A 24,103-nucleotide genomic window follows, 5' to 3' on the forward strand; every position below is an offset into this window, starting at 1 on the left:
TGTATGTCACGCGTGCTGCTGGTCAACCTGGCCAGTCTTCCCATGGATGGGAATCAACCGATATTCCCCATCGGCGTCCGGTGTGTCCAGGACGCCCTGGACCGCGCGGGCCACGTGACGCGGCTCATGGATTTCGTTGCGGAGCCGGCCGGTCTGACCGACCTCGACTGGCTCGATCAGGCGTGGGACGTCATCGGGTTCACCATCCGGAACATCGACCCCATCGACATCACCTGCAGCACGCACGTGGACGAGTACGTCTCCTTCGCGAAGCGCGTGCGGACCGAGCTCGACCGGCGTGGGCTCGACCCGGTGCTGGTCGGGGGCGGGCCGGGGTTCAGCCTGTTCGGCGACACCCTCGTCGGCAGGCTCGGGCTCGACGTGGGAGTCATCGGCCCGGGTGAGCAGGTCATGCTCGACATCGCCACGGACCCTCGGTCCTTCAAGGGACGAGGGGGCGTCCTCCAGGGACGGCGGCACTGCGGATTCCTCACCGACACCCTGAGCCACCCGGCCTCGCTCATGGCGGCCTACACCAACGCGCACCAGGCGATGATCGGTGTGGAGACCCGTCGCAAGACCTGTTACCAGACCTGCGGGTACTGCCCGTACGCGTACATCGAAGGAGACAACGCCGGAGACCTCAAGCCGCTGGACGTCCTGGCGGACGAGATCCGTGCCATTCACCGTGCGGGATTCAGGCGCATCTTCTTCACGGACGGCATCTTCAACAGTGAGCTCCGGTTCGCGAAGGAAGTCGTCCAGCTCGTCAAGGACCTCGCCCTCGACGGCTTGACCTGGTCGGCGTACTTCACGCCGAAGCCCTTCGATGAAGAGTTCGGCGAAATGCTCCAGGACAGCGGAGTGGAAGCCGTCGTGGTGTCACCCGACAGCCTCGACGACGTCATGATGCGGAACCTGGGCAAATCCTTTTCGAGCCGGCACGTCTCCCGATTCCTGGAGCGCAGCCGCAGGAACGACCTTCCGGTGAAGGTCAACGTCGTGTTCGGCGGCCCGGGCGAGAGCAGGGAATCGGTCCGGAACAGTGCCCGTTTCATCAACGAGAACCTCCGCGACGACGAACTCGTGATGCACGTGGGATATCGCGTGCTGCCCGAGACTGCCCTCGCCAAGCAACTCGGCACGGACGACGACCAATTGCTCTACCCCGTGTTCTATCCCTTCGATCTCGACGTGTTCACGTGGATCGTCCAGGACCTGGAATCCCGCTTCATCACCCCCCAGCTCATGATGAACCTGATGGCCGGCCGTGCGGCCGCACGCAAGATGGCGAAAACGGAAGCAATGCCCGCGGTCCCGTCCCAGGGGCGGACCTACCTCACCCTGGCTTCGGTAGGAGGGGGTGGTGGCGGTGGCTGCGGAGTCTGACGTGGCGCTGACGGCACGCCGTCTTCAGGCCGGAGAGGTCGACACGGCTCTGCGGCTCTGCCCGTTCGAGGACGTCGACGCCGACGTCATCCGCCGGGAACTGGCGGCCGGGGCGGACTACTGCTGGATGGGCCTGTTCACCCCGGACGGAAAGCCGGCGGCGGTGCACCGGGCCATGAGATGGGGCCGGCACCTACTGCTCAAGGGCGTCTTCGTCGACGAGGAGTTCCGGGGGTCGGGGGCCGCGCTGGCAGTGGCGTTCGCCATCCGGGACTGGGCCCGGGAGGCCGGATACGAAGGCGTCGCCGCCTGGGTGGAGCCGAACAAGCCCGAGGCACGGCTGGGCACCAGGCTGCGGCTGCGGCCCGTCGGCCCGCGCCTGCACCGCTACCTCGTCGAGCTGCCGTACGGCTCCGGCACGGAGCGCCCGGCCGGGACGCCCCAGCGCACGTCCGGGACACCCCCGCGCACCTCCGGGACACCCCCGCGCACCTCCGGGACACCCCCGCGCACCTCCGGGACACCCCCGCGCAGCTCCGGGACACCCCCGCGCACGTCCGGCACGCTCGTCGTCCCGGGCGGATCCGGCGCGGCCCCCATGGTCCCGGAACTGCTCGGCGTTGCCGGGAGCCCCTCGGCCAGCACCCCCTCGGCCGGCACCCGGCTCGCCTGGGTGCTGGACCGCTCGCGACTGGTCCTGAGCGGCAACCCGTGCCGTTCGACGGGCGACCTGGACGGGTTCCTGGCCGCCCTCGAGGACACCGCGGTGTCGGTCGGCGCGACCGCCGCCGAGGTCGTGCTCGAGGCGGCGGACATCATGGCCGCGTTGGCCATGGCCGGCCTCGGGGCGCGGCGGCTGAGCCGGTCCCCGGTCACTCTGGGCATGGTGTCCTTCCCGGGCGCCGAGCCCTCGGGCACGCCGGTCCACCCGGCCGCGACGGAGCTGAGGACACCGTGATCGGCGCGCACGAGGCGCGGCGCGTCTGCCTGGAGGAGAGTCCCGGCACGGCGGCGGAGCTGCTGCGGCGAGAAGGACTCGACCCGCGGGGCCTCGAGCGGCTGCTGTTCTCGACGGCCGACGCGGAGGAACCCGCCCGGTCGGAAACCGTACGGCTGCTGGACGCCTGGGAACGGCCGACCGAGGCGGAGCTGTACGTGCCGTCGCGCCGGGACGACCGTCCCCGGGGCCTGATCGTGGGCCTGCACGGCGTCGGGAGTTCCGGGGCGGTGCTCCGGGACCACCTCCGGGCGCTCGCCGAGGCCTGCGGCGCCGTCCTGCTGTGCCCGACCGCGCTCCAGCCGTACGGGGCGAGCAGCAACTTCGACCTGGCCGGAATCTTCGGCAGCCGCTTCCGGGGGGCCCGGTGGACGACGGAGCCGGGCGACTTCCCGGTGCGGGCCCTGCGCTGGGCCCGTACACACCTGGCCGTCGACGTGAACCGCTGCGCCGTGGTGGGGGCCTCGATGGGGGGCATCGCGACGTGGGGCATGGCGTCACGCCGCTGGGACGGCCTCGCCATGGCGGCGTCCGTCAACGGCGCACCCTCGATCTGGGAGATGTTCGGGCCCGACAACACGATGCGCGAGCTGCTGCCCAACGTCCTGAACGTGCCGCTGACGGTGGTGCACGGAGTCCGGGATCAGCAGATCCCCCTCGTCCTCGCGCGTGATGCCGTGACGCATCTCAGGGGCCGGGGCCATCAGGGGATCTCGTTCGTCGAAGTGCCGGACGGAGAACACAAGCTGAGCACGATGGCGATCGAGCCGGGCAATCCGCAGTTCGACGAGGTCGTCCGGTGCTTCGGCGCCGCGAAGAGGACGCCGTGGCCCGCCCGGGTCCGCCACCGCGCCCGCGAGAGGGCGCACGGCCGGGCCCACTGGGTGGAGATGGACGAGCTCCACCCCGGGAGCACGGCGACCGTGGACGCCCGTGCGGTGGACCGCCGGCACCTGGTCATCCGTACGTCCGGGTGCTCGCGGCTGCGGCTCTTCCTCGGTGACCGGCTGGTGGATCACGGCCGGGTGCTGGTGACCGTCGACGGCGAGTCCCGAGAAATAGATTTCCGTCCGTCCCTGGTCGATGCCGTATCGACGTACGCAGAGGCGGATGCCGACCCCGGCCGCATGGCGCAGATGGTCGTCGACATGGCATTGCCCGAGATGCGTGAGGAAGAAGGTACGTCTTGCTGAGTCGTGATGAAATGCGCCGTCTGCTGCTGGTGCGCGGTCCTGAGCAGGAGCAGCTGTTCGCGGAGAGCCGGAAGCAGCGGAACGAGCACTTCGGTGCGGCCGTCGTGCTGCGAGGGGTCATCGAGCTGACCAACGTCTGCCGGGTGAACTGCGACTACTGCCCGATGCGTCGGGACAACGTGCGCGAGAACGACACGTACTTCCTGGAAGCGGACAAGATCGTCGAGCTGGCCGGACTGATCCGGGACAACGGCATCGACGTCATCCTGCTCCAAGGGGGCGAGACCCCGGCGCTGATGCCGCTCCTGGAGGAGGTCATACCGCGGATCCGCCGGCTGTACGACGACCGGGTCGAGATCCTGCTGAACGTCGGCAACCTCAAGCGGTCCCAGTACGAGCGACTGCGGGCCGTGGGCGCGACGAGCTACATCCTCAAGCACGAGACGAGCGATCCCGAGCTCCACCTCAGCCTCCGGCACGAGACGCTGGAGTCGCGCCTCCGGTGCATGCGGGACCTCCAGGAGGTGGGCTTCAAGGTCGGCACGGGGCTGATCTCCAGCCTGCCGGGGCAGTCGCTGGACAGCATCATCGACGACATCGAGCTGGCGGGGGAGCTCGGTGTGGACATGTGCAGCGTGAGCCCCTTCATCCCGGCTCCGAACACGCCGATGAGCATCTCGCCCATCGGGGACAACGAGCTGGCGCTCAACGTCATCGCCGTTCTGCGGCTGCGCTACCCGCACTTGCTGATCCCCTCGGTCAGCGCGCTGGAGCGGGTGGGCGACGGGGGCCAGTCGCGCGGCCTGGACGCCGGCGCCAATGTGATGACCGTGAACTTCTCCAGCGCCAGCGACCAGAAGCGCTATCTGATCTACGGGAAGAACCGTTTCGTCGTCACGCTCGACCACGTGCGCGGGCTCGTCCGGTCCTCCGGGCTGGAGCTGAGCGGGTCCCGGTTCATCGAGCCGTCCCTCACGAGCGGGGTGGCGGTCTGATGAGCGCCTCCGTGTCCGACGCCGCCGTGTCGGAAGTGAACGCCGGCCGGTTCCTGCGGTTCTGGACCGCGCAGACCGTCTCCCAGGCCGGCCAGCGCTTCGGGATGATGGCCCTGCCCGTGGTCGCGATCGAGACCCTCCACGCCGGGGCCGCGGAGGTCGGTTACCTGACCGCCGCGCTCACCGTGTGCTACCTGCTGATCGGCCTGCCGGCCGGTGCATGGGTCGACCGGTGGTCGAAGCGGACCACGATGATCAGAGCGGCGGTGGTACGAGCCGTCGTACTGGCCGTCGTCCCCCTGCTGTGGGCCTTCGACCAGCTCTCGCTCGGGTGGCTGTACGCGGTCGCGGTGATCGTCGGTGTCGCCTCGGTCTTCTTCGACGTCGCGTACCAGTCGTACGTGCCGTTCATCGTTCCCGACCACGACATCGAGCGGGCGAACGCGAGGCTGGAGTCGTCGGCCCAGATCTCCGCGGCCGGAGGGCCGGCCGCGGCGGGGCTCCTCCTCAAGGCCGTGAGCGCGCCCCTGGTGATCGCCATCGACGCGGTGGCCTACGTGGTGTGCGCCGGTTTCCTGGCGACGGTCAAGGACTCCGAGCCTTCCCGCGATGAGAAGGCGGGCGAGGATTCACGGCTGGCGCAGGACATCCTGGCCGGTGTCCGGTTCGTCGTGGGCAATCCGGTACTGCGGCGGCTGTGCGTGTCGGTGGGGGTGTCGAACTTCTTCGCCACCATCACCATGACGCTGACGCCCCTGCTCATCCTGCGGACTCTGGGTCTGGGTTCCACGGTCATGGGGGTCGTCCTCGGCGTGGGCACGCTCGGCGGCCTGGTGGCCTCGCTCACCCTCCCGAAGGTCCGTGCCCGGTTCGACGCGGGCAAGGTCATGGCGGTCGGCCTCGTGCTGGCGGGCGTCTCCATGGTGGCCTTCCCCGTGGCCGGATCCCTGGAGGAGTCCTCGGTCGTGGCCCCGGTCGTCCTGCTCGTCCTCGGCCAGTTCGGAATGACCTGGGGCGCGGTGACCTTCAACATCGCGCAGGTGAGCGTGCGCCAGCGGGTCTGTCCCAAGAACATGCTGGCCCGGATGACCGCTTCGATCCGGTTCGTGGTGTGGGGAAGCATGCCCCTCGCGGCGATCCTGGCCGGCTGGCTCGGCTCGCAGATCGGCATCGTGCCCTGCCTGTGGATCGGTGTGGCGGGTGCCCTCCTGACGGCTCTCCCCATCACCGGGATGGACCGGCTGATCCGTTCCGTGACGCCGGCCCCCGAGTCCGGTGTCTGAGGCCCGGCGCGGGCTGGCCGCGGCCGTCCTCTCGTCCGCGGGACGGATCGGCGAGGGACTCCCGCAGGCCACCGCGAGCCGCATCGCGCGGTGCGCCGAGCAGTACCGCGGAGCGGGTGTCACGGACGGCGACCTGCTCGTTTTCTCCGGCCTCGCCCCGGAGACGCTCCTGGCGGCCGTGGTCGCGTGCTGGAACACCGGCGCCGCGGCGTGGGTGACCCCCCGCGAGCCGCAGGCGTTCGCCGCGCACGGCGCGTCCTTCACCGTCGCTCCCGGGCCCGCCGGGGAGATCGCGGTGGCACGGCGCGCCACCGCGGCCGGGCCGGTTCCCGCCGGTCTCGGCCTGCTGCACGAGACGTCCGGATCCACCGGCGAGCCCAAGCTCGCGCGGCGCAGCGTAGAGAGCATCCGCGCGGAGCACATCGGCTACCGCGCGGGCCTGGGCCTGGGCGCCGAGGACACCGTGAGGATCCCCGTACCGGTGGCGCACTCCTTCGGTTCGGGGGTGGCGCTCTCCGCGCTGCTGTCCGGGTGCCGGGTCGACGCCCGTCCGTTCACGACGCCCTCGGGCGTGGCCCGGGATCTGGACCGGGGCAGGAGCACGAAGCTGGCCGTCACCCCGGCCCTGCTGCGGCTGCTGACGAAGACCCGGCGCACGGGGGACTCCCGGCCGCGGGCGGTCCTCGTCGGCGCCGGCCCGGTCTCGGACGAGCTGGACGCCGCCTGCGCGGCCCGCTTCGGCGTCCCGGTCACCCGGGGGTACGGGTCGAGCGAGACCGGCGGGATGTTCATCGGATCCCGCGGGCTCGGGCAGCCGATCCCCGCGGTCGGGATCGCCGGCCCGGATCCGGGATCCCGGGGCGAGCTGGTCGTGCGCACGGCGACCCCCGTCTGGGGCTACGCGCACGAGCCCGTACGCGACTCGCTGCTGTGGCGCACCGGGGACGTCGTCGAGCGGGACGCCTCGGGTCAGGTGTGGTTCGCCGAGCGCGAGCCCGGAGCCGTACGCGTCAACGGCAAGTTCGTGGACGTCTCCCCGGTCCGGGCCGCCGTCGGCGAAGTGGCGGGTGTGGAGGAGGTCGAGTTCCTGGTCCTCCCCCGGGCCGGCGACGCGGAGTTCGAGGACGTCTACGCGGTGGTGTCCGGACGGCCGCCCTCGCGGGAAACCGTGGAGGACGCGCTGTACGCGAGCGCTCCGTCCGGTGTCGCCCCGCGGCTGAGGATCTTTGCGGAATTCCCGCGGACCGCCATCGGAAAGCTGGACCGCGCTGCGCTCACGGAATGGATCAGGACGAAATGACGGAACAACCGGTGCCGGATTCCCCTGACGGGCTGACGGCGGTGATGGACGCGATCGTCACCGCGGCCGGGAAGGCAGGGGCCGACGACAGCGTGCTGGCCCGGCTGCGGTGCCTGCGCACGGCGGACGAGGACACGCTGCTGAAATCGCCCGCGGAGCTCGGTCTCGACTCCCTGACCTGGCTGGAGGTGCTCACGGTGCTCGAAGAGCGCTTCGACGTCCTGCTGCCCGACGTGGTGGTCGTGACTCCCGAATCGCGCACGGTCCTCGGTCTGGCACGTGCACTCGCGGAATGTCGGCGCGCAGCGCGCTGAGTCGGACAAAGAGAAAGGTCGAGTATTCATGAATGTCGTCGCCAGCGGAGCGCGGTACCGGGTCATCGATGACTTCCTGCCGCCGGACCAGCTCGCGGAGATCCGTGCGGTGATGGAGCGCCGGCGATTCGAAGAAGTCGCCAGCGTCATCTATCCGGAGACGGACGGGCACGCCTTCCGCTCCCGCGGAGCCGTGCTCCGGCAGGACACCGGGGCGCCGACGGCGGAGTCGCGGGACCGGGACGAGCAGCCCGCCGCCTACCGGACGATCCTCGGCGAACTCGGCTCGCACGCCGACATGTTCGGAGTGCCCGGACAGGACTGGTCGGCGGTCGGCTTCAGCTTCTGGCAGTACCCCGCGGGAAGCCGGCTGGGCTGGCACAACGATGTGGCGAGCGGCCGGCTGGGGGAGTTCGTCTTCTTCCTCCACGAGGAATGGAAGGCGTCCTGGGCCGGCGAACTGCTCATCCTGGACGCCGATCCCGAGACCCTCGGCGTCGACACGACCGGCATGTCCGCGATGGAGGCCGTCGAGGCGAAGGCGAGCCTGGCGTCGCACGCCCTGACGGCCGTCGTGCCGAAGCCGAACCGGCTGGTCCTCGTCCAGGAAGGCACCATCCACTGCATCAACCGGGTGGACCGGACGGCGGGGACGACCTTGCGGCAGACGATGACCGGCTTCGTCGCCGGCGCCGCTCCCGCGCCCGAACAGCGGTCCGTGGAACGGCTGTCGTCCCTGCTCGGTGCCGTCTAGGGCCCCCTGAGCACCCAAGCATCGGCCTAGGCAGGCCCAGGCCCAGGCCTACCGGCTTCCCCCGCTTCCCCCGCTTCTCTCGCATCTCTCGCATCTCTCGCAGGATTGGAAACAGGAACATGGAAGAACTGTGGATCACCGAAGGCCCTCGGGAGTTCGACCGGTGGCTCGCACAGGGAAAGGTCGACCCCGAGCAGGTCGAGCGCATCAGGGAAGGACTGGAGATCACCGCCGAGGGGCGGGTCGGTGAGATGGGCGGTCTCCAGACGCCGGAGATCTACTTCCCCGGACTCACGGCCCGGCCGTGGTGGAGCCGGGAGGACTTCCCCTGGCTCGACGGGCTCGAGGCCGCCGCTCCGGCGATCCTCGAGGAGCTGAAGTCCCTGGGCGTCAACCTCGACAGCGCCGTATCGCATCCCACGGGCCTGGCCGAGGACGGCAAGTGGCGTGCGCTGTACCTGTCGTGCATCGGCCGCCCGTACGCCAAGAACGTCTCCGCCTTCCCGAACACGCTGAAGACGCTCTCGGGCATCCACGGGGCCACCGACAGCGGCATGACGTACTTCTCGACGATCATGGGCGGTACGCACATCCGCCCGCACTCCGGCTTCAGCAATGCGCACCTGCGCTGCCACCTGTCCCTGGTGGCGACCGAGGGGTCCCGCATCCGGGTCGAATCGGAGACGCGTGCCTGGCAGGAGGGCAAGGCGTTCGTCTTCGACGACTCCTACGACCACGAGGTGTGGAACGAGGGCGAGGAGCGCCGGACGGTGCTGCTCTTCGACTTCTGGCACCCGGAGCTCACCCCGCCGGAGATCGAGGCCCTCACGCACATGATGGGCGTCTGGCGGCGCATGTACTCACGGCACTTCTGGGCGCACCAGATGGACGCCTCGTCCCCCGGACCGACTTCCCTCGCCGCTTAGGAGAACAGACCGCCGTGACTGTCGACACCTGGTCCGAGACCGAATCATTCCTCAGTGGCGTGCTGTGTGCGCCCGACCCCGACCTCGCACGCGCCCTTGACGTCGCCGAGGAGGCCGACCTGCCGGTCATCAACGTGTCCGCGCTCCAGGGCAAGCAGATCAGCCTGCTGGCGCGGATGGTCGGTGCCCGGCGGATACTCGAGGTCGGAACCCTGGGCGGCTACAGCGCCCTGTGGCTGGCCAAGACGCTGCCTCCGGGCGGCCGCATGGTAACCATCGAGAACAACCCGGTGCACGCCGTGGTTGCCGCGGACAACATCAGGGCGGCCGGGCTCGACGACCGCGTCGAGGTCCGGGTGGGCAATGCCGCCGAACAGCTGGAGCGGCTCGCGGACGAGAGGGCCGAGCCCTTCGACTTCTTCTTCATCGACGCCGACCAGCACAACAACGTCACCTACTTCGAGAGCTGCCTGCGACTGGGCCGCTCCGGCAGCGTCATCGTCTTCGACAACGTCGTGAGGTCCGGCGAAGTCCGGAACCTGGAGACGTCGAACGGCGCCGTCCGCGCCACGCAGCGGGTGCTCGAACTGGTCAGCAGCTCCGATCGGGTCGACGGGGTGGTCTTCCAGACGGTGGGCCACCGAGGGCACGACGGCATGCTCGTCATCCGGATGAGCTGACAGCGGCACGGGGCCCGTGGGCGCCTCCCGACCGGTTCGGCGGAAGGCGCCCCCCGCCGCCGCCCGCCGCCCCCGCCGCCCCCGCCGCCCCCCGCCCCCCGGGCCCGAGTGGGCGGATACACCAATGAGCCGTGCCGATCGCAGGGCGTGACCGACGAGGAGGAAGACAAGTGACCCGTGACATCCGCACGGTGGACGACGTCCTGCAGATGTTGGATCGACTGTTCACCACGGAGACCGACCGCTGGACGGATGGATCGTGCGACTGGTGGGACGAGTTCTACGCCAACCGGTCCCGCGACATCCCGTTCTTCGTCGACAAGCCGGACGAGAACCTGGCCTCGTACCTGGAACGCGGCCTCATCACACCCGGCCGGGCCCTGGACCTGGGCTGCGGGCCCGGGCGCAACGCCGTCTTCCTCGCCGCGCAGGGCTACGAGGTGGACGCGGTCGACCTTTCCCGCACCGCGGTGGCCTGGGGAGAGGAGAGGGCCCGGGAAGCCGGTGCGGACGTCCGCTTCCACTGTGGTGACATCTTCACCGTCGATCTGCCGCCCGGCCGCTACGACCTGATCTACGACTCCGGCTGCCTGCACCACCTGCCGCCGCACCGCCGGATCAGCTACCTGGCCCTGCTGGAGCGGGCGCTCGCCCCCGGTGGCCACTTCGCGCTGGCGTGCTTCGCCTCGGGAGCGACGGGTTCGAAACTGCCCGACGAGGAGTTCTACCGCACGCGCAGCCTGGACGGCGGACTGGCCTACACCCTCGATGACCTGCGCGGCCTCTTCCCCGCCTTCACCGAGATCGAGCTGCGTGCCATGAGGAGGCAGCCGTCCGATTCCCCGCTCTTCGGGGTGTCGCTCCTGAACACCGGGCTCTTCCGGCGCCCGCTCTGACGGGGCCGGCGGTACGGGGAGGGCTCCGGGAACGCAGAGGTGAGGGCTCCGGGAATGCGGCGGGGAGGGGGGATGTTCTCCGGGTGGCAGAAAGTTCGGGTTTCAACTAAACTCGACGCCAGAAGGAGGTTCCGACCATGCCTGCAGTGACTGTGGAGAACCCGTTGACGCTCCCGCGCGTCGGGGAGCCGGCCCAGGAGACGACCGCCCGCAAGGTGCTGGCCGTCACGACCGCCCCGGGTGGCTTCGAGGGTGAGGGATTCCCGGTGCGCCGTGCGTTCGCCGGGATCAACTACCAGTACCTCGACCCGTTCATCATGATGGACCAGATGGGCGAGGTGGAGTACGCCCCGGGCGAGCCCAAGGGCACCCCGTGGCACCCCCACCGCGGCTTCGAGACCGTCACCTACCTGATCGACGGAACCTTCGTCCACCAGGACAGCAACGGCGGCGGCGGAGTCATCAACGGTGGCGACACCCAGTGGATGACCGCGGGCAGCGGCCTGCTGCACATCGAGGCACCGCCGGAGTCGCTCGTGGTGTCCGGCGGGCTGTTCCACGGCCTCCAGCTGTGGGTGAACCTCCCCGCCTCCGACAAGATGATGCCCCCGCGCTACCAGGACATCGGCGGCGGCCAGGTCCAGCTGCTGTCCACACCGGACGGCGGCGCCCTGCTCCGCGTGATCGCCGGTGAGCTGGACGGCCACCAGGGCCCCGGCATCACCCACACCCCGATCACGATGATCCACGCGACGGTCGCGCCCGGCGCGAAGATCACCCTCCCGTGGCGCGAGGACTTCAACGCCCTGGCGTACGTACTGGCGGGGCGCGGCTCGGTCGGCGAGGACCGGCGGCCCGTCCACACCGGGCAGACCGCGGTCTTCGGCGAGGGCGGCTCGCTGACCCTGCGGGCCGACGAGGGCCAGGACTCCAACGCCCCCGCACTGGAGATCGTCCTGCTCGGCGGGCAGCCGATCCGGGAGCCGATGGCGCACTACGGGCCGTTCGTGATGAACAGCAAGCACGAGCTGCAGCAGGCGTTCGACGACTTCCAGGCGGGCCGGCTGGGCCGCATCCCCACCACCGCCCGCACCGGCCTCGGCCACCGCGGCACGGGCGAGGCCGACACCGAGTAGGTGTCCCGGGGTCCTGAGGGGCCCGACCTCGACGTGAGTACGTCACCGGCCGGCCGGGCGCGAGCCCGGACCGGCCGGACGCCGTTGGCGGGCCGGGCCGCGCCGACGGTCGAAACGGCACGACGCGGCGGCGGCATTCGCCCGCAGGGGTGGTCCGGGAGCCGCTAGGGTCGGCAGCTCACGAGGTCACCCCGGCGGTAGAGAACGGGGTCAGGGGGAGGGAATCTCGTTGAGCGCTGGACAGAGGAATCTGGCCGATCACCCCTTTATCGTCATCGTCGTCTTCATCTTCACCGTTCTCGGCGGACTGGTCGCCGTCAAGGAGCTGCTGGCCCCGGACGCCCCGCCGCCCGCGACGTCCGCACAGCCCCCGGCGCAGCCCTCGTCGCGCCCGAACGGCCAGACGTCGCCCGACACCGGCAGCGCCACGCGCGTGCCGTCCCCCGAGCCGGAGCCGGAACCGTCCGGGACCGACCGGCCCACCACGCCGGAGCGGCGTCCCGGGTCCGAGCCCAAGACCTCGCCGCCGGTGAAGCCGTCCTCCGCGCCTCCCGCGCGTCAATCCCCGCAGCACACCGGCCCCTTGACCGTTCGCATCCTGATGGGGTCGGGTGGCCAGATCGGGCCGAACGTCTGGCGGGCCCGGTCCACGCCCGGCGCCAACACCGAGGTCTACGACGTGACGGGTCGCCTGGACACCGGCTGCTTCGTGCAGTGGACGCTCAAACGCGGTGGCGAGGTGGTCAAGCTCCACAGCAGCGGCCGTTGCCGGCCGCCGAGCAGCACCCTCTTCAACTTCGGCGACAGCCTCAGGGAGGTCGGCAGCTACACGTTGCAGGCCGACATCACCACCAATTGGGGCCAGACGGGAAGCAAGACCATCGAGTTCGAGGTGGCCGCGGGCTAGGGCCGGTGGACGGGGACGCCCGGCAGGCCCTCAGGCCCTCAGACGCCCGCACCCAGCAGCTGGATCAGTCGCGAGCTGCTGTCGGCGCCGAAGCCCGCGGCGACTCCGCGGCGGTACAGGTCGGCGTGCGCGGCCAGGATCCCGGTGTCCACGCCGGAGTCGGCGGCGGTGTGGAGGATGTGCTCCACGCTCGCCGCGCACATGGCAAGGCGCTCGTGCTCGCCCTCGTGCGCGTCCGCGTCGATCAGCGGGGCGGAGCCCTCGTAGAAGGTGCGCATGGTGTCGGCCGTGTAGCCGGCGTACGGCACGATGTCCGCGGCCGTCAGGCCGTTGGCCTTCGCCACGGCGAGGGCCTGGTACCAGCCGGTGTACGCGGTCCAGAACATGATCATGTTGAGCTGGTAGTAGAGCTGCGCGTACCCGGCGTCCGTACCCCGGTAGTCGGTGGCGGAGAGCAGGTCGAGCGCCGCGCGGTGGGCGGCGTAGACGTCCTCGGGACCGCTGACGAACATCGACGAGCCCTCCTGGCCGATGCCGGTGGGCGGGACGTTGACCCCGCCCGTGAGGTACGAGGCTCCGCGCTCCTGCGCCCAGCGGGCGGCCGCCCGGGCCTTGTCGGGTACGTCGGAGGACAGGTTGGCCAGGACCCGGCCGCCGAGGTCGGCGCCGGCCAGGGCCGTGTACATGGCGTCCACGTCGATGAGGCTGAGCACGGTCAGCCCGCTCGCGGCGACCGCGCCGGCGGCGTCGGCGGCCCGCCGCGCGCCCCGCGCCACGAGCTCGGTGTCCTTGCCGGGGCTGCGGTTCCAGACGGTGACCTCGTACCCGGCGTCCAGGTAGGCGGCGGCCATGGCCCGGCCCATGGGGCCGAGTCCGATGACGGTGACCTTGTGCGTCGGCTGGTTCATGGCAGAGCTCTCCTCGGATCGATGCTGCGCGTCTCTAGAACGAACGCTCTATCCAGCGCTCGGAACGAACGTAGCACGCACTAGAACGAACGCTCTATCTAGATTCGGCGGTAGGGTTCCCCCCATGGCAGCAGCAGAGGTGAAGACGGCGGCGGACGGACTCGGGACGCGGGAGCGGCTGGTCCGCACCGCCTCGCGCCTGCTCCAGCACGGCGGGTACGAGAACGCGCCGGTCAAGCAGCTCGTCCGCGAGGCGGAAGCCACCCTCGGCTCGCTGTACCACTTCTTCCCCGGCGGCAAGCAGGAGCTCGCGGTCGCCGCGATCCACTTCGGCGACGAGGAGTTCGCCGAGGGGCTCCGCGTCGGGCTGTCCGCCCACGCGGACCCGGCGCGCGCCATCGAGGCCGTCGCGGAGCTGCTCGCCGAGGCGCTCGAAGCATCCGACTGGCGCGACGGCTGCCCGGTGACGCCCACGGCGCTGGAATCGGTCGGCCGCCTGCCGGAGCTCCAGGCGGCCTGCGCCCAGGCCTTCGCGAACTGGCAGGAGCTCGTCGCCGCCAAGCTCCTGGCCTGCGGCCACCCGGAGGCGCAGGCCCGCGACCTGGCGGTCACGGTGATCAACACCCTGGAGGGCGCCGAGATGACCTCCCAGGTCACCCGCAGCCGCACCCCGCTCCTCCTGGCGGGCCGGCACCTCGCACGCCTGGTCTCCTCGTACGCCTCCGAAACCGCGCAGGGTCGATCGGACTGATCATCAGGACCTGTGCCGGGCGAGGCGGACTCCTCACCGGCTGACCGGAGATCAGGCCTGCGTCGCGTAGCGGGACTTCAGCTCCGAGACCACCCCGAAGAAGGCCGCGGTCAGCGGTACGGCCAGGAGCATTCCGAGGATGCCGGCGACGCTCGCTCCGGCCGTGATCGCCAGCATGACCACCGCCGGGTGCATCTGCACGGTGCGGCTCTGCACCATCGGCTGGAGGATGTACCCCTCGATCATCTGGACCGCCAGCACCACGCCCAGGGCCCACAGGCCGATCACCCAGCCGCGGTCGGCGAGGGCGACGAGGACCGCCACGGCGCCGGAGAGGAAGGCGCCGAGGTAGGGGATGTAGGCGGTCACGAACACCAGGGCGGCCAGCCCCACCGCGCCGGGGACCTGCAGGATCAGCAGACCCGCGCCGATGAGGACGGCGTCGACCAGGGCCACGAAGGTGGTGCCGCGCATGAAGCCCTCGACGGCCCCGTACGCGCGCCGTCCCATCGCCTCCATCAGGTCGCCCGAGCGCTGCGGCACCATCGAGCGCAGGGTGCCCACGGCCCGGTCGGAGTCGCGGAGGAAGAAGAAGATCAGAACCATGGCGAGCAGGGCCGTCGCCGTCATCGTCGCGACCACGCTGAGTCCGGTGACCACGCCCGAGGCGGCCGTTCCGCCGAACTTGGCCAGCAGGTCCTTGGAGTTCTTGGCGACGTCCTCCAGGGAGGTGCCGAGCGCCCCGAAGTGCTTCGCGAGGGCCTCTCCGGCCTTCCGCAGGGAGTCGATGATCTGGTCGCCGGTCTCGATGAGCGCCAGGACGACGATGTAGCCGGCCCCGCCGACCACGGCGGCCACGGTCAGGCAGGTGAGGGCCGCGGCGAGCGAGCGGTTGACCTTCATGCGGACCAGCCACCGGTGCATCGGCCCGAGCAGGGCGGTGCCGAGCACGGCGAGGAGCACGGGCGTGACCACCGTCCGGAAGACGGCGCACAGCCACACGACGAGGGCGAGGACGGCGGTCGCGAGGAGGACGACGACGCACCAGGCGGCCAGGCGGCGTACGGGCTCGGGCAGCAGGGGGGTTGTCGGCACGGCTCATCCAAACACGGCCGGGGCCGGCCGCCCGGAGGTCAGTCCAGCGGGTCGGGTTCGGGTTTGGAACGCTCGTTCAGCACGAACCACGTGGACTTGCCCTCGCCGCGCGGGTCGACGCCCCAGTCGTCCGCCAGCATCTCCAGCAGCAGGACGCCCCGCCCGCTCGACGCCATCTCCCCGGGGTGCCGCTTGTGCGGCAGCTCGTCGGAGGCGTCCGCCACCTCCACCCGCAGCCGGCGCGAGCCCAGCTCGCCCACCGCCTCGGCGATCAGCAGCGCGTCCCCGTCCGTGTGGACCAGTACGTTCGTCAGCATCTCGGAGACCATCAGCACCGCCGCGTCGACCTGCTCCGGGTCCGCCCAGTCGTGCAACAGCTCGCGGATCTGCTGGCGGACCCCCGCGACCCGCTCCGGCTCGGCCTGGGCGACGGTCGTCATGGTGCGCCGGGCCGGCCGCGACGGGTGCAGCAGCGGGGTCTCGCAGCCGCAGCCCTCGCCCTCGCGGCAGAGCAGGACGACGGCGATGTCGTCCTCGCGCCGGTCGGCCAGCGGGCCCGTGGTGTGGTGCGAGGACGGGCCGTGCACCGCCTGGACCAGCAGGTCGGCCAGCCGCTCCAGGTGGCGGGGGTCCATGTCCTGCGAACCGTGCGTCTCGGGGTCCGGGGTCTGCGACTCCAGGATGGCCCGCAGCCGTGCCCAGCCCGTGTCGAGGTCGTGCCCGCCCGTCTCGATGAGCCCGTCGGTGCAGAGCATCATCGTCTCGCCGGGTTCCAGGGTGAACCGGGTCGTCGGGTAGTCGGTGTCCGGCACGATGCCGAGCGGCAGCCCGCCCGCCGTGGGCCGCATCAGGACCGTGCCGTCGGCCATCCGCACCGCCGGGTCGGGGTGCCCGGCGCGGGCCACCTCCAGCAGGCCGGTCTGCGGATCGCACTCCACGTAGAGGCAGGTCGCGAAGCGCGGGCTCTGGAAGTCGGAGTCCGCGCCGCCCCCGCCGCCGCGCGTACCCGGGCGCCCCGTGTCCGACCCGGTGTCCTGCTCCTGTTCCGAGCACAGGCCCGCCAGGAAGCGGGAGGCGCGCGAGAGCACCGCGTCGGGCCGGTGGCCCTCGGAGGCGTACGCGCGCACCGCGATCCGGAGCTGGCCCATGAGCCCGGCCGCCCGTACGTCGTGGCCCTGGACGTCGCCGATGACCAGCGCGAACCGTCCCGAAGGCAGCGGGATCATGTCGTACCAGTCGCCGCCGACCTGGAGCCCGCCGCCGGTCGGCACGTAGCGCGCGGCCAGCGTCATCCCGGGGATCTCGGGGCCGAGCTGGGGCATCATCGACCGCTGCAGGCCCGTGGTGAGCTCCCGCTCGGATTCGGCCACCCCGGCGCGCTGGAGGGCCTGCGCGAGCATCCGGGCCACCGTCGTCAGCACGGAGCGCTCGTCGGGGGAGAAGGACACCGGGTGCTTGAACGCGGCCATCCAGGCGCCCATGGTCCGGCCGGCGACGATCAGCGGCAGGAAGGCCCAGGAGATCCGGTCGAAGCGCTGGGCGAGCGGCCAGGTGGCCGGAAAGCGCCGCTTGTAGTCGTCGGGGCTCGGGAGATAGATCGCCCGCCCGGTACGGACGACCTCCGCGGCCGGGTAATCGGTGTCCAGCGGCATCTCCGCGAAGGGGCCCTCGTCCCCCGGATCGTGCCCGTGGTGCCCGATGATCGACAGCCGGTCGCCGGACACGCCGAAGACGGCCAGACCGTCGGGGATGAACCCGGGCATCGACAGCGAGGCCGCCACCCGCAGCACCTCGGCGGTGGAGCGGGCCTCGGCCAGCGCCCGCCCCGCGTCGAGCAGGAACGCCTCGCGCGAGCGGCGCCAGTCGCCGGTGATCGGGGTGTGCACGGCCGTGGTGCCGGGCTGGGCCTCGGCTATCTCCTGGATGGTGCCGATCAGCTCGTAGTCCACGCGGCCGTCCGGGGCGCGGTTCTCCAGCGGCTTCGAGCGGCTGCGCACGGTGCGCAGCACCCGCCCGTCCTCGTCCATGATCCGCAGCCGGGCCTCGGCGAGGGTGCCCTCGGCGACCGCGAGGTTCACGATGCCGTTGATCTCGTTCCAGTCCACGGGGTGGAAGCGCGAGCGCACGGCGACCTCGGGCAGCGCGACGGGCTCGGCGGGCAGCCCGAGCAGCCGGGCGGCCTCGCTGTCGAGGGTGACCGTCCCGGACGCGTTGTCCCATCGCCACAAACCGGTCGCGATGGCGGCCAGGACGTCCTCTGTGCGCACCCGGCCATCTTTACAGGTCATCCGCCTGACGTGCCTGTTCACCACCCCAGGAGGACGGGCCCGCACGGGCCCGCACGTGCTCCCGTCCCGGACGGTAACCTTGGGACGGTTGAATCCACCCTGGTATCACGTAGAACTGGATGACTGATGCATCGGTACAGGTCCCACACGTGCGGCGAGCTTCGTGCCTCCGACGTCGCCTCCGACGTCCGGCTGAGCGGCTGGCTGCACAATCGTCGAGACCTGGGCGGCATCCTCTTCATCGATCTGCGTGACCACTACGGCATCACGCAGCTCGTCGCCCGCCCCGGCACGGCCGCCAACGAGGCGCTCAGCAGCGTCACCAAGGAGACCGTCGTCCGCATCGACGGCAAGGTCGTCTCCCGCGGCGCGGACAACGTCAACCCCGAGCTCGCCACCGGCGACATCGAGGTCGAGGTCACCGCGGTCGAGGTGCTCGGCGCCGCCGCCCCGCTGCCCTTCACCATCAACACCGACGACGGGGTGAACGAGGAGCGCCGTCTGGAGTACCGCTTCCTCGACCTGCGCCGCGAGCGCATGCACCGCAACATCATGCTGCGCTCGGCCGTCATCGCCTCCATCCGCTCCAAGATGGTGGCCCTCGGCTTCAACGAGATGGCGACCCCGATCCTCACCGCTACCTCCCCCGAGGGCGCCCGTGACTTCGTCGTCCCGTCCCGCCTGAACCCGGGCAAGTTCTACGCGCTCCCGCAGGCCCCGCAGCAGTTCAAGCAGCTGCTGATGATCTCCGGCTTCGACCGGTACTTCCAGATCGCGCCCTGCTTCCGCGACGAGGACGCCCGCGCCGACCGCTCGCCGGGCGAGTTCTACCAGCTCGACGTCGAGATGTCCTTCGTCGAGCAGGAGGACGTCTTCCAGCCCATCGAGCGGCTGATGACGGAGATCTTCACCGAGTTCGGCAAGGGCCGCCCGGTCACCTCGCCGTTCCCGCGGATCCCCTTCCGCGAGTCGATGATGAAGTACGGCAACGACAAGCCCGACCTGCGTTCCAAGCTGGAGCTCGTCGACATCACCGACGTGTTCGAGGGCTCGGAGTTCAAGGCGTTCGCCGGCAAGCACGTGCGCGCGCTGGCCGTCCCGGACACCGCCGCCCAGCCGCGCAAGTTCTTCGACGGCCTCGGCGAGTACGCGATCTCGCTGGGCGCCAAGGGCCTGGCCTGGGTCCGCGTGGGCGAGGACGGCGGCCTGACCGGCCCGATCGCCAAGTTCCTCACCGAGGAGAACATCAAGGTCCTCACCGAGCGCCTGGGCCTGGCCGCCGGTCACGCCGTGTTCTTCGGCGCGGGCGAGTTCGACGAGGTCTCCAAGATCATGGCGGGCGTCCGCGTCGAGGCCTCCAAGCGCGCCGGGCAGTTCGAGGAGGACGTCTTCCGCTTCTGCTGGATCGTCGACTTCCCGATGTTCGAGGCGGACGAGGAGACCGGCAAGATCGACTTCTCCCACAACCCGTTCTCCATGCCGCAGGGCGGCATGAAGGACCTGGAGGAGAAGGACCCGCTCGACATCCTGGCCTGGCAGTACGACATCGTCTGCAACGGCATCGAGCTGTCCTCCGGCGCCATCCGCAACCACGAGCCCGAGGTCATGCTGAAGGCCTTCGAGATCGCCGGTTACGAGGCCGAGACCGTCGAGCGCGAGTTCGCGGGCATGCTGCGCGCCTTCCGCCTCGGCGCCCCGCCGCACGGCGGCATCGCCCCGGGCGTCGACCGGATCGTGATGCTGCTCGCCGACGAGCCGAACATCCGCGAGACCATCGCCTTCCCGCTCAACGGCAACGCGCAGGACCTGATGATGGGCGCGCCCACCATCCTGGAGGAGTCCCGCCTGCGCGAGCTGAACATCGCGCTGCGCAAGCCGGTGGAGACGAAGACGAGCGAGCCGGTCGACAAGGCCGTCAAGCCGCACCAGTAGGCCGCACCGGTAAGCCGTAGCCGTAGCCGTAGTACGCGAGAAGGGCCCGGGATCCGTACGGATCCCGGGCCCTTCTCGCGTTGCTCCTAGAACTTCTCCAGCAGGCCCTTGAGGAGGGCCGCCGAGGTCAGTTCGGCCGGTGCGGGGCCGGCGTGGAAGAAGCCGGCGTTGTCGGCGTCCAGCTTGCGCAGGAAGTCGAAGGCCTTGGCCTCGTGCTCGCCGAAGGCGACGAACTGCCAGTGGACGCCGGGGGCCGCGGTGGCGGCGTCGGCGATCGCCTGGCGGGCCGGGCGGACGTTGTCGGGAGCGCCGTCCGTCTGGAACACGACCAGGGCCGGGCCCTCGCCGCCGTCCTTCTGGTAGCGCTCCAGGACGGCCTCCACGGCCACGTGGTAGCTCGTGCGGCCCATGCGGCCGAGCTCGGCGTGGCGGGCCTCGACCCAGGCCTCGTCGTGGCCGTCGAGGGTGAGCTCGGCGGTGCCGTCCACGTCCGTGGAGAAGAAGACCGTGTGGACGGTGGCGTTCTCGTCGAGGTGCGCGGCGAGGGCGAGGGTGTGGTCGGCGAGGTGCTGGACGCTGCCGTCCTTGTAGAACGGGCGCATCGAGCCCGACCGGTCGAGCACGAGGAACACGGTGGCGCGGGCGCCGGCCTTGCCCTTGGTGCGCAGGGCCTGTCCGGCGGCCTTGTACGCGGCCGCGAGCGGGGGCGCCTGCCGCTTGAGGGCGGCGAGGGTGTGCGCGGGGCCGCCTGCGGCGGCATCGGCGGTGAGGAGCTCGGCCTCGTCCTCGCTTTCGGTCTCGACCTCGGTCTCGGCCGCAGCAGGCTCCGCCTCGGCGGTGTCCTGCGCCTGCGGCGCCTCGGCGTCGGCCGCCACGGGCTCCGCCTCGGCCTCGGTGTCCGCTTCAGGGGCCGCTACGCCGGCCTGCGGCTCGGTGTGCGCCTCGGCGGCGGGCTCCTCCTCGGGCGCTGCGGCCGGGGCCGGTTCGGCCTCCGCCTCGGCGGTGAGGGGCTCGGCCTCGGCGGCTTCGGCCTGCTCCGCCGGGGCGGCGACAGCGGCCGCGTCGGCCTCGGGCTCCGCCTCGGCCGCCGGAGCGGCGAGCGGCTCGGCTTCGGCCTCCGCCACCTCGGTGGCGGCTTCGGGCTCGGCCTCGGGCGCGGTGGCTTCCGCCTCGGCCGCGAGCGGCTCCGGCGTTGCCTCGACGGCCTGTTCGGCCGCGGCCACCGTCTCGGCTGCGACCTCGGCTTCCGCTGCGGCTTCGGCCACAACCTCGGCTTCGGCCACAACCTCGGCTTCGGCCACAACCTCGGCCTCGGCCACGGGCTCGGTTGCGGCTTCGGCCGCAATCTCGGGCTCGGTCACCGTCTCGGCCTCGGCCACAACCTCGGCCTCGGCCACAACCTCGGCCTCGGCCTCGGCCGCAACCTCGACCTCGACCTCGGCCGGGATTTCGGGCTCGGTTACGGCCTCTGCGACCGGGGTTTCCTCCTCTGCTGTCGGTTCCGCTTCGGCGGCTGCGGGCTCCGCCTCGGGGGTGGCCGGGGGCTTCGGGGTGGACGGGGTCGCCGACGAACCCCCGGTGGGGGAGCGGCGGGCCTCCGGGACCGTGGGGTCCGGGTTGGGGGCCGGGGCCGGGGCGGTGAGCACCGTGCCCGGTTCGAGGTCCCGGGGGGTGGACTGCGGGGGAACAGTGGGGTTGTCGAAGGAGGCGGCGACCAGCTCGGCCGCCGCGTCCAGGGGGGTGCGTTCGGTCTGGCTCGGGAGGGCCGCCGAAGTGGTGCCGGTCGTCTCCGGAACCGATTCAGAGGTCCGTCCGAACACCTTGCGCAACAAGCTCCGAATACCCATGGGCCAGGCCTTTCGCATGAGTGCGTGCGTCATTTGTCCGTGAGGCGCGGTAGATCCCTGCCCAGAGTGGACACGTAAGGTTATCGGCCCCTTGGCTGGAACTTCGGGAGGGGCACCTTTCGTGGCGCCCACGGCTCAAACACCCCCGTTCCGCCCCCGAACTGCCGCCCCGACGTGCCGGATTCACCGGCCGTTCACCCAGTGGCCGCCGCTTCGGCGCAACCCGCCCATAGCGTCACCGACGGATTGTTCCGACACGTTGTCGGGGACCGTGCATCTACGGAGGACACTCGTGCGCAAGCTCCTGCCGCTCATCGGCAACTCTCACGGGGGCGGCCGTTCCGCTCTCACCTGCCGCTACCGCTGCGGCGACGCCTGCTTCCACGAGGTGCCGAACACCAGCGACAACGAGTACGCCGGTGACGTCATAGCCCGGGCCTACTCCCGCCGCGCGATGCTCCGCTCCGCCGCCGTCGTCACGGTCGCCTCGGCCGCCGGTACCGCCATCACGCTCAGCGGCAACGGCTCCTCCGCCTCCGCGGACCCGACGGTCGAGGCGCAGCGCGCCGGCGCCGCCGGGGTCAACGCCCAGGGTGCCCGCGGTCTGCGCTTCACGCCGGTCGCGCCGAACACCGCCGACCAGGTCACGGTCCCCGAGGGCCACGAGCAGAACGTGGTCATCCGCTGGGGAGACCCGATCGTCAAGGGTGCGCCGGGCTTCAACCCGGACAACCAGACCGCCGCCGCCCAGGCCGGTCAGTTCGGCTACAACAACGACTTCCTGAGCCTGCTCCCGCTCGGCGGCGCCTACGAGCGCCAGCAGCTGCTCGTGGCCAACCACGAGTACACCGACGAGCAGCTCATGTTCAAGGCGTACGACGCGGCCAACCCGACCCGCGAGCAGGTCGAGATCGCCTGGGCCGCACACGGCCTGTCCGTGGTCGTCGTCCAGGAGGACCACCGCAGCGGCAAGCTGACCGCCGTCAACCGCCACCGCCTCAACCGCCGCCTGACCGCCACCAGCGAGTTCAAGCTGACCGGTCCGGCCGCCGGCTCCGAGCTGGTGAAGACCTCGGTCGACGCCACCGGCACCAAGGTGCTCGGCACCCTCAACAACTGCGCCGGCGGCACCACCCCGTGGGGCACCACCCTCCACGGCGAGGAGAACTTCAACCAGTACTTCGGCAACGCCGGTCTGGTCACCGAGCCCACCCAGGCCGCCCGCCTGAAGCGCTACGGCGTGACCGCCGGCGCCACCGAGCGCAAGTGGGAGCGGTTCGACAAGCGCTTCGACGTCGCGCAGGAGCCCAACGAGTCCCACCGTCACGGCTGGGTCGTCGAGCTGGACCCGTACGACGTGAATTCCGTCCCGCGCAAGCGCACCGCGCTCGGCCGCTTCAAGCACGAGGCCGCGCAGCCCCGCCTGACCGAGGACGGCCGCCCCGTCGTCTACATGGGCGACGACGAGCGCTTCGACTACTTCTACAAGTTCGTCTCGTCGAAGCAGATGAAGAAGGGCGACTCGCGCGCGGCGAAGGAGCACAACCTCACGCTGCTCGACGAGGGCACCCTCTACGTAGCCAAGCTCACCGGCGACACCCCGGCCGCCGAGATCGACGGTTCGGGCAAGCTCCCCACCGATGGCGAGTTCGACGGTTCCGGTGTCTGGATCAAGATCCTCACCTCCTCCCCGTCCGGGAACGTCTCGCACGTCGAGGGCATGACCGCCGAAGAGGTGTCCGTCTTCACGCGCCTGGCCGGTGACAAGGTCGGCGCGACCAAGATGGACCGTCCCGAGGACGTCGAGCCGTCCCCGCGCACCGGCCGCGTCTACATCGCGCTGACGAACAACACGGACCGTGGCAAGCCGGGCAAGGAAGGCGCGACCGAGGCCAACCCGCGCAACCTGAACAAGCACGGCCAGATCCTGGAGCTCGCCGAGAACTTCGACGACGCGGCCGGCGACGGCTTCGCCTGGCGCCTCTTCCTGGTCGCGGGTGACCCGAACGACCCGGCGACCTACTTCGCGGGCTTCCCGAAGGACAAGGTCAGCCCGATCTCCTGCCCGGACAACGTGGCGTTCGACCCGCACGGCAACCTGTGGATCTCCACGGACGGCAACCAGCTCGGCTCGCACGACGGCCTGTTCGGCGTCGCGACCGCCGGTGACCGCCGCGGTGAGCTGAAGCAGTTCCTGACCGTTCCGCGCGGTGCGGAGACCTGCGGCCCGATCATCCAGGACAAGCGCGTCCTGGTCGCCGTGCAGCACCCGGGCGAGATCGACGGCGCGTCCGTCGAGAAGCCGCAGTCGGTGTGGCCCGACGGTCCGGGCAAGATCGTCCGTCCGTCGGTCGTCTCGGTCTGGCGCAAGGACGGCAAGAACATCGGCGTCTGACGTCTGACGTCTGTGCCGAGGTGAGTTGATCCGTGCGGGGGCGGTGTACCGGATCACCTGCTCGAAATAGCCCGTGGCGAGGGGATGCGCCTGGAGCAGGGCGCCACAGGCCAGGCC

Annotated in this window: 20 protein-coding genes; 16 read left to right on the forward strand and 4 right to left on the reverse strand. The window is 71.0% G+C overall.

Features of this window, described 5'->3' with window-relative positions; translation table 11 throughout:
- Positions 1-126 precede the first annotated feature (126 nt).
- The 13 genes from ACFWBW_RS00220 (at position 127) to ACFWBW_RS00280 (ending at position 12,770) form a co-directional block, all read left to right on the forward strand.
- A complete protein-coding gene (locus ACFWBW_RS00220) occupies positions 127-1,389 on the forward strand; it encodes a B12-binding domain-containing radical SAM protein (protein ID WP_385367084.1) in 1,263 nt (420 codons plus the stop codon).
- Positions 1,373-2,347: a GNAT family N-acetyltransferase gene (locus ACFWBW_RS00225; protein WP_385367086.1), complete on the forward strand. Its 975-nt coding sequence runs from the start codon at positions 1,373-1,375 to the stop codon at positions 2,345-2,347. The genes ACFWBW_RS00220 and ACFWBW_RS00225 overlap by 17 nt, the downstream gene beginning before the upstream one ends.
- A complete protein-coding gene (locus ACFWBW_RS00230; protein WP_385367088.1) occupies positions 2,344-3,579 on the forward strand; it encodes a dienelactone hydrolase family protein in 1,236 nt (411 codons plus the stop codon). Before ACFWBW_RS00225 ends, ACFWBW_RS00230 begins: the two co-directional genes overlap by 4 nt.
- Complete coding sequence (locus tag ACFWBW_RS00235) at positions 3,573-4,574, forward strand: radical SAM protein (protein WP_385367090.1); 1,002 nt, start codon at positions 3,573-3,575, stop codon at positions 4,572-4,574. The genes ACFWBW_RS00230 and ACFWBW_RS00235 overlap by 7 nt, the downstream gene beginning before the upstream one ends.
- Positions 4,574-5,857, forward strand: a complete 1,284-nt coding sequence (locus ACFWBW_RS00240; RefSeq protein WP_385367092.1) for an MFS transporter — start codon at positions 4,574-4,576, stop codon at positions 5,855-5,857. Before ACFWBW_RS00235 ends, ACFWBW_RS00240 begins: the two co-directional genes overlap by 1 nt.
- A complete protein-coding gene (locus tag ACFWBW_RS00245) occupies positions 5,850-7,157 on the forward strand; it encodes an AMP-binding protein (RefSeq protein WP_385367094.1) in 1,308 nt (435 codons plus the stop codon). The genes ACFWBW_RS00240 and ACFWBW_RS00245 overlap by 8 nt, the downstream gene beginning before the upstream one ends.
- Before the next feature lie 11 nt (positions 7,158-7,168).
- Complete coding sequence (locus ACFWBW_RS00250) at positions 7,169-7,471, forward strand: phosphopantetheine-binding protein (RefSeq protein ID WP_385367096.1); 303 nt, start codon at positions 7,169-7,171, stop codon at positions 7,469-7,471.
- Between the two features lie 28 nt (positions 7,472-7,499).
- Complete coding sequence (locus ACFWBW_RS00255) at positions 7,500-8,225, forward strand: 2OG-Fe(II) oxygenase (protein WP_385367098.1); 726 nt, start codon at positions 7,500-7,502, stop codon at positions 8,223-8,225.
- Positions 8,226-8,344: 119 nt separating this feature from the next.
- Positions 8,345-9,151 (forward strand): aspartyl/asparaginyl beta-hydroxylase domain-containing protein, encoded by an 807-nt coding sequence (locus ACFWBW_RS00260; RefSeq protein ID WP_385367100.1) that lies wholly within the window; start codon positions 8,345-8,347, stop codon positions 9,149-9,151.
- Between the two features lie 14 nt (positions 9,152-9,165).
- Positions 9,166-9,831 carry an O-methyltransferase gene (locus ACFWBW_RS00265; protein WP_385367102.1) on the forward strand — a complete coding sequence of 222 codons (666 nt, stop codon included), beginning with the start codon at positions 9,166-9,168 and terminating at the stop codon, positions 9,829-9,831.
- Between the two features lie 170 nt (positions 9,832-10,001).
- Complete coding sequence (locus ACFWBW_RS00270; protein ID WP_385367104.1) at positions 10,002-10,727, forward strand: class I SAM-dependent methyltransferase; 726 nt, start codon at positions 10,002-10,004, stop codon at positions 10,725-10,727.
- 137 nt (positions 10,728-10,864) lie between these two features.
- Positions 10,865-11,863, forward strand: a complete 999-nt coding sequence (locus tag ACFWBW_RS00275) for a pirin family protein (protein ID WP_385367106.1) — start codon at positions 10,865-10,867, stop codon at positions 11,861-11,863.
- Positions 11,864-12,092: 229 nt separating this feature from the next.
- The gene (locus ACFWBW_RS00280) at positions 12,093-12,770 is read left to right on the forward strand and encodes a hypothetical protein (protein WP_385367108.1); all 678 of its coding nucleotides are present in this window, start codon (positions 12,093-12,095) and stop codon (positions 12,768-12,770) included.
- 38 nt (positions 12,771-12,808) lie between these two features.
- On the opposite strand, the gene ACFWBW_RS00285 is transcribed toward ACFWBW_RS00280, so the two are convergent.
- Positions 12,809-13,678 (reverse strand): NAD(P)-dependent oxidoreductase, encoded by an 870-nt coding sequence (locus tag ACFWBW_RS00285; RefSeq protein WP_385367110.1) that lies wholly within the window; start codon positions 13,676-13,678, stop codon positions 12,809-12,811.
- 124 nt (positions 13,679-13,802) lie between these two features.
- On the opposite strand from ACFWBW_RS00285, the gene ACFWBW_RS00290 reads away from it, so the two are divergent.
- Positions 13,803-14,429 (forward strand): TetR/AcrR family transcriptional regulator, encoded by a 627-nt coding sequence (locus tag ACFWBW_RS00290; protein WP_385367112.1) that lies wholly within the window; start codon positions 13,803-13,805, stop codon positions 14,427-14,429.
- 51 nt (positions 14,430-14,480) lie between these two features.
- On the opposite strand, the gene ACFWBW_RS00295 is transcribed toward ACFWBW_RS00290, so the two are convergent.
- Positions 14,481-15,524 carry an AI-2E family transporter gene (locus tag ACFWBW_RS00295; RefSeq protein WP_385367114.1) on the reverse strand — a complete coding sequence of 348 codons (1,044 nt, stop codon included), beginning with the start codon at positions 15,522-15,524 and terminating at the stop codon, positions 14,481-14,483.
- A 38-nt stretch (positions 15,525-15,562) separates the two neighbouring features.
- Positions 15,563-17,791: a SpoIIE family protein phosphatase gene (locus ACFWBW_RS00300; RefSeq protein WP_385367116.1), complete on the reverse strand. Its 2,229-nt coding sequence runs from the start codon at positions 17,789-17,791 to the stop codon at positions 15,563-15,565.
- Between the two features lie 147 nt (positions 17,792-17,938).
- Here ACFWBW_RS00300 and aspS point away from each other — a divergent pair, with 147 nt between their 5' ends.
- Positions 17,939-19,744 (forward strand): aspartate--tRNA ligase, encoded by a 1,806-nt coding sequence (gene aspS, locus ACFWBW_RS00305; protein ID WP_385367118.1) that lies wholly within the window; start codon positions 17,939-17,941, stop codon positions 19,742-19,744.
- 86 nt (positions 19,745-19,830) lie between these two features.
- Here the strand turns inward: aspS and ACFWBW_RS00310 are convergent, their stop codons facing one another.
- Positions 19,831-21,591 carry a VWA domain-containing protein gene (locus ACFWBW_RS00310; RefSeq protein WP_385367120.1) on the reverse strand — a complete coding sequence of 587 codons (1,761 nt, stop codon included), beginning with the start codon at positions 21,589-21,591 and terminating at the stop codon, positions 19,831-19,833.
- Between the two features lie 292 nt (positions 21,592-21,883).
- Here ACFWBW_RS00310 and ACFWBW_RS00315 point away from each other — a divergent pair, with 292 nt between their 5' ends.
- Positions 21,884-23,986 carry a PhoX family protein gene (locus tag ACFWBW_RS00315; RefSeq protein ID WP_385367122.1) on the forward strand — a complete coding sequence of 701 codons (2,103 nt, stop codon included), beginning with the start codon at positions 21,884-21,886 and terminating at the stop codon, positions 23,984-23,986.
- The last annotated feature ends 117 nt before the right edge of the window (positions 23,987-24,103 follow it).

Origin of the sequence: Streptomyces sp. NPDC059957 (genome assembly GCF_042730015.1) — a bacterium.
In the GTDB taxonomy this organism is placed as follows: Bacteria; Actinomycetota; Actinomycetes; order Streptomycetales; family Streptomycetaceae; genus Streptomyces.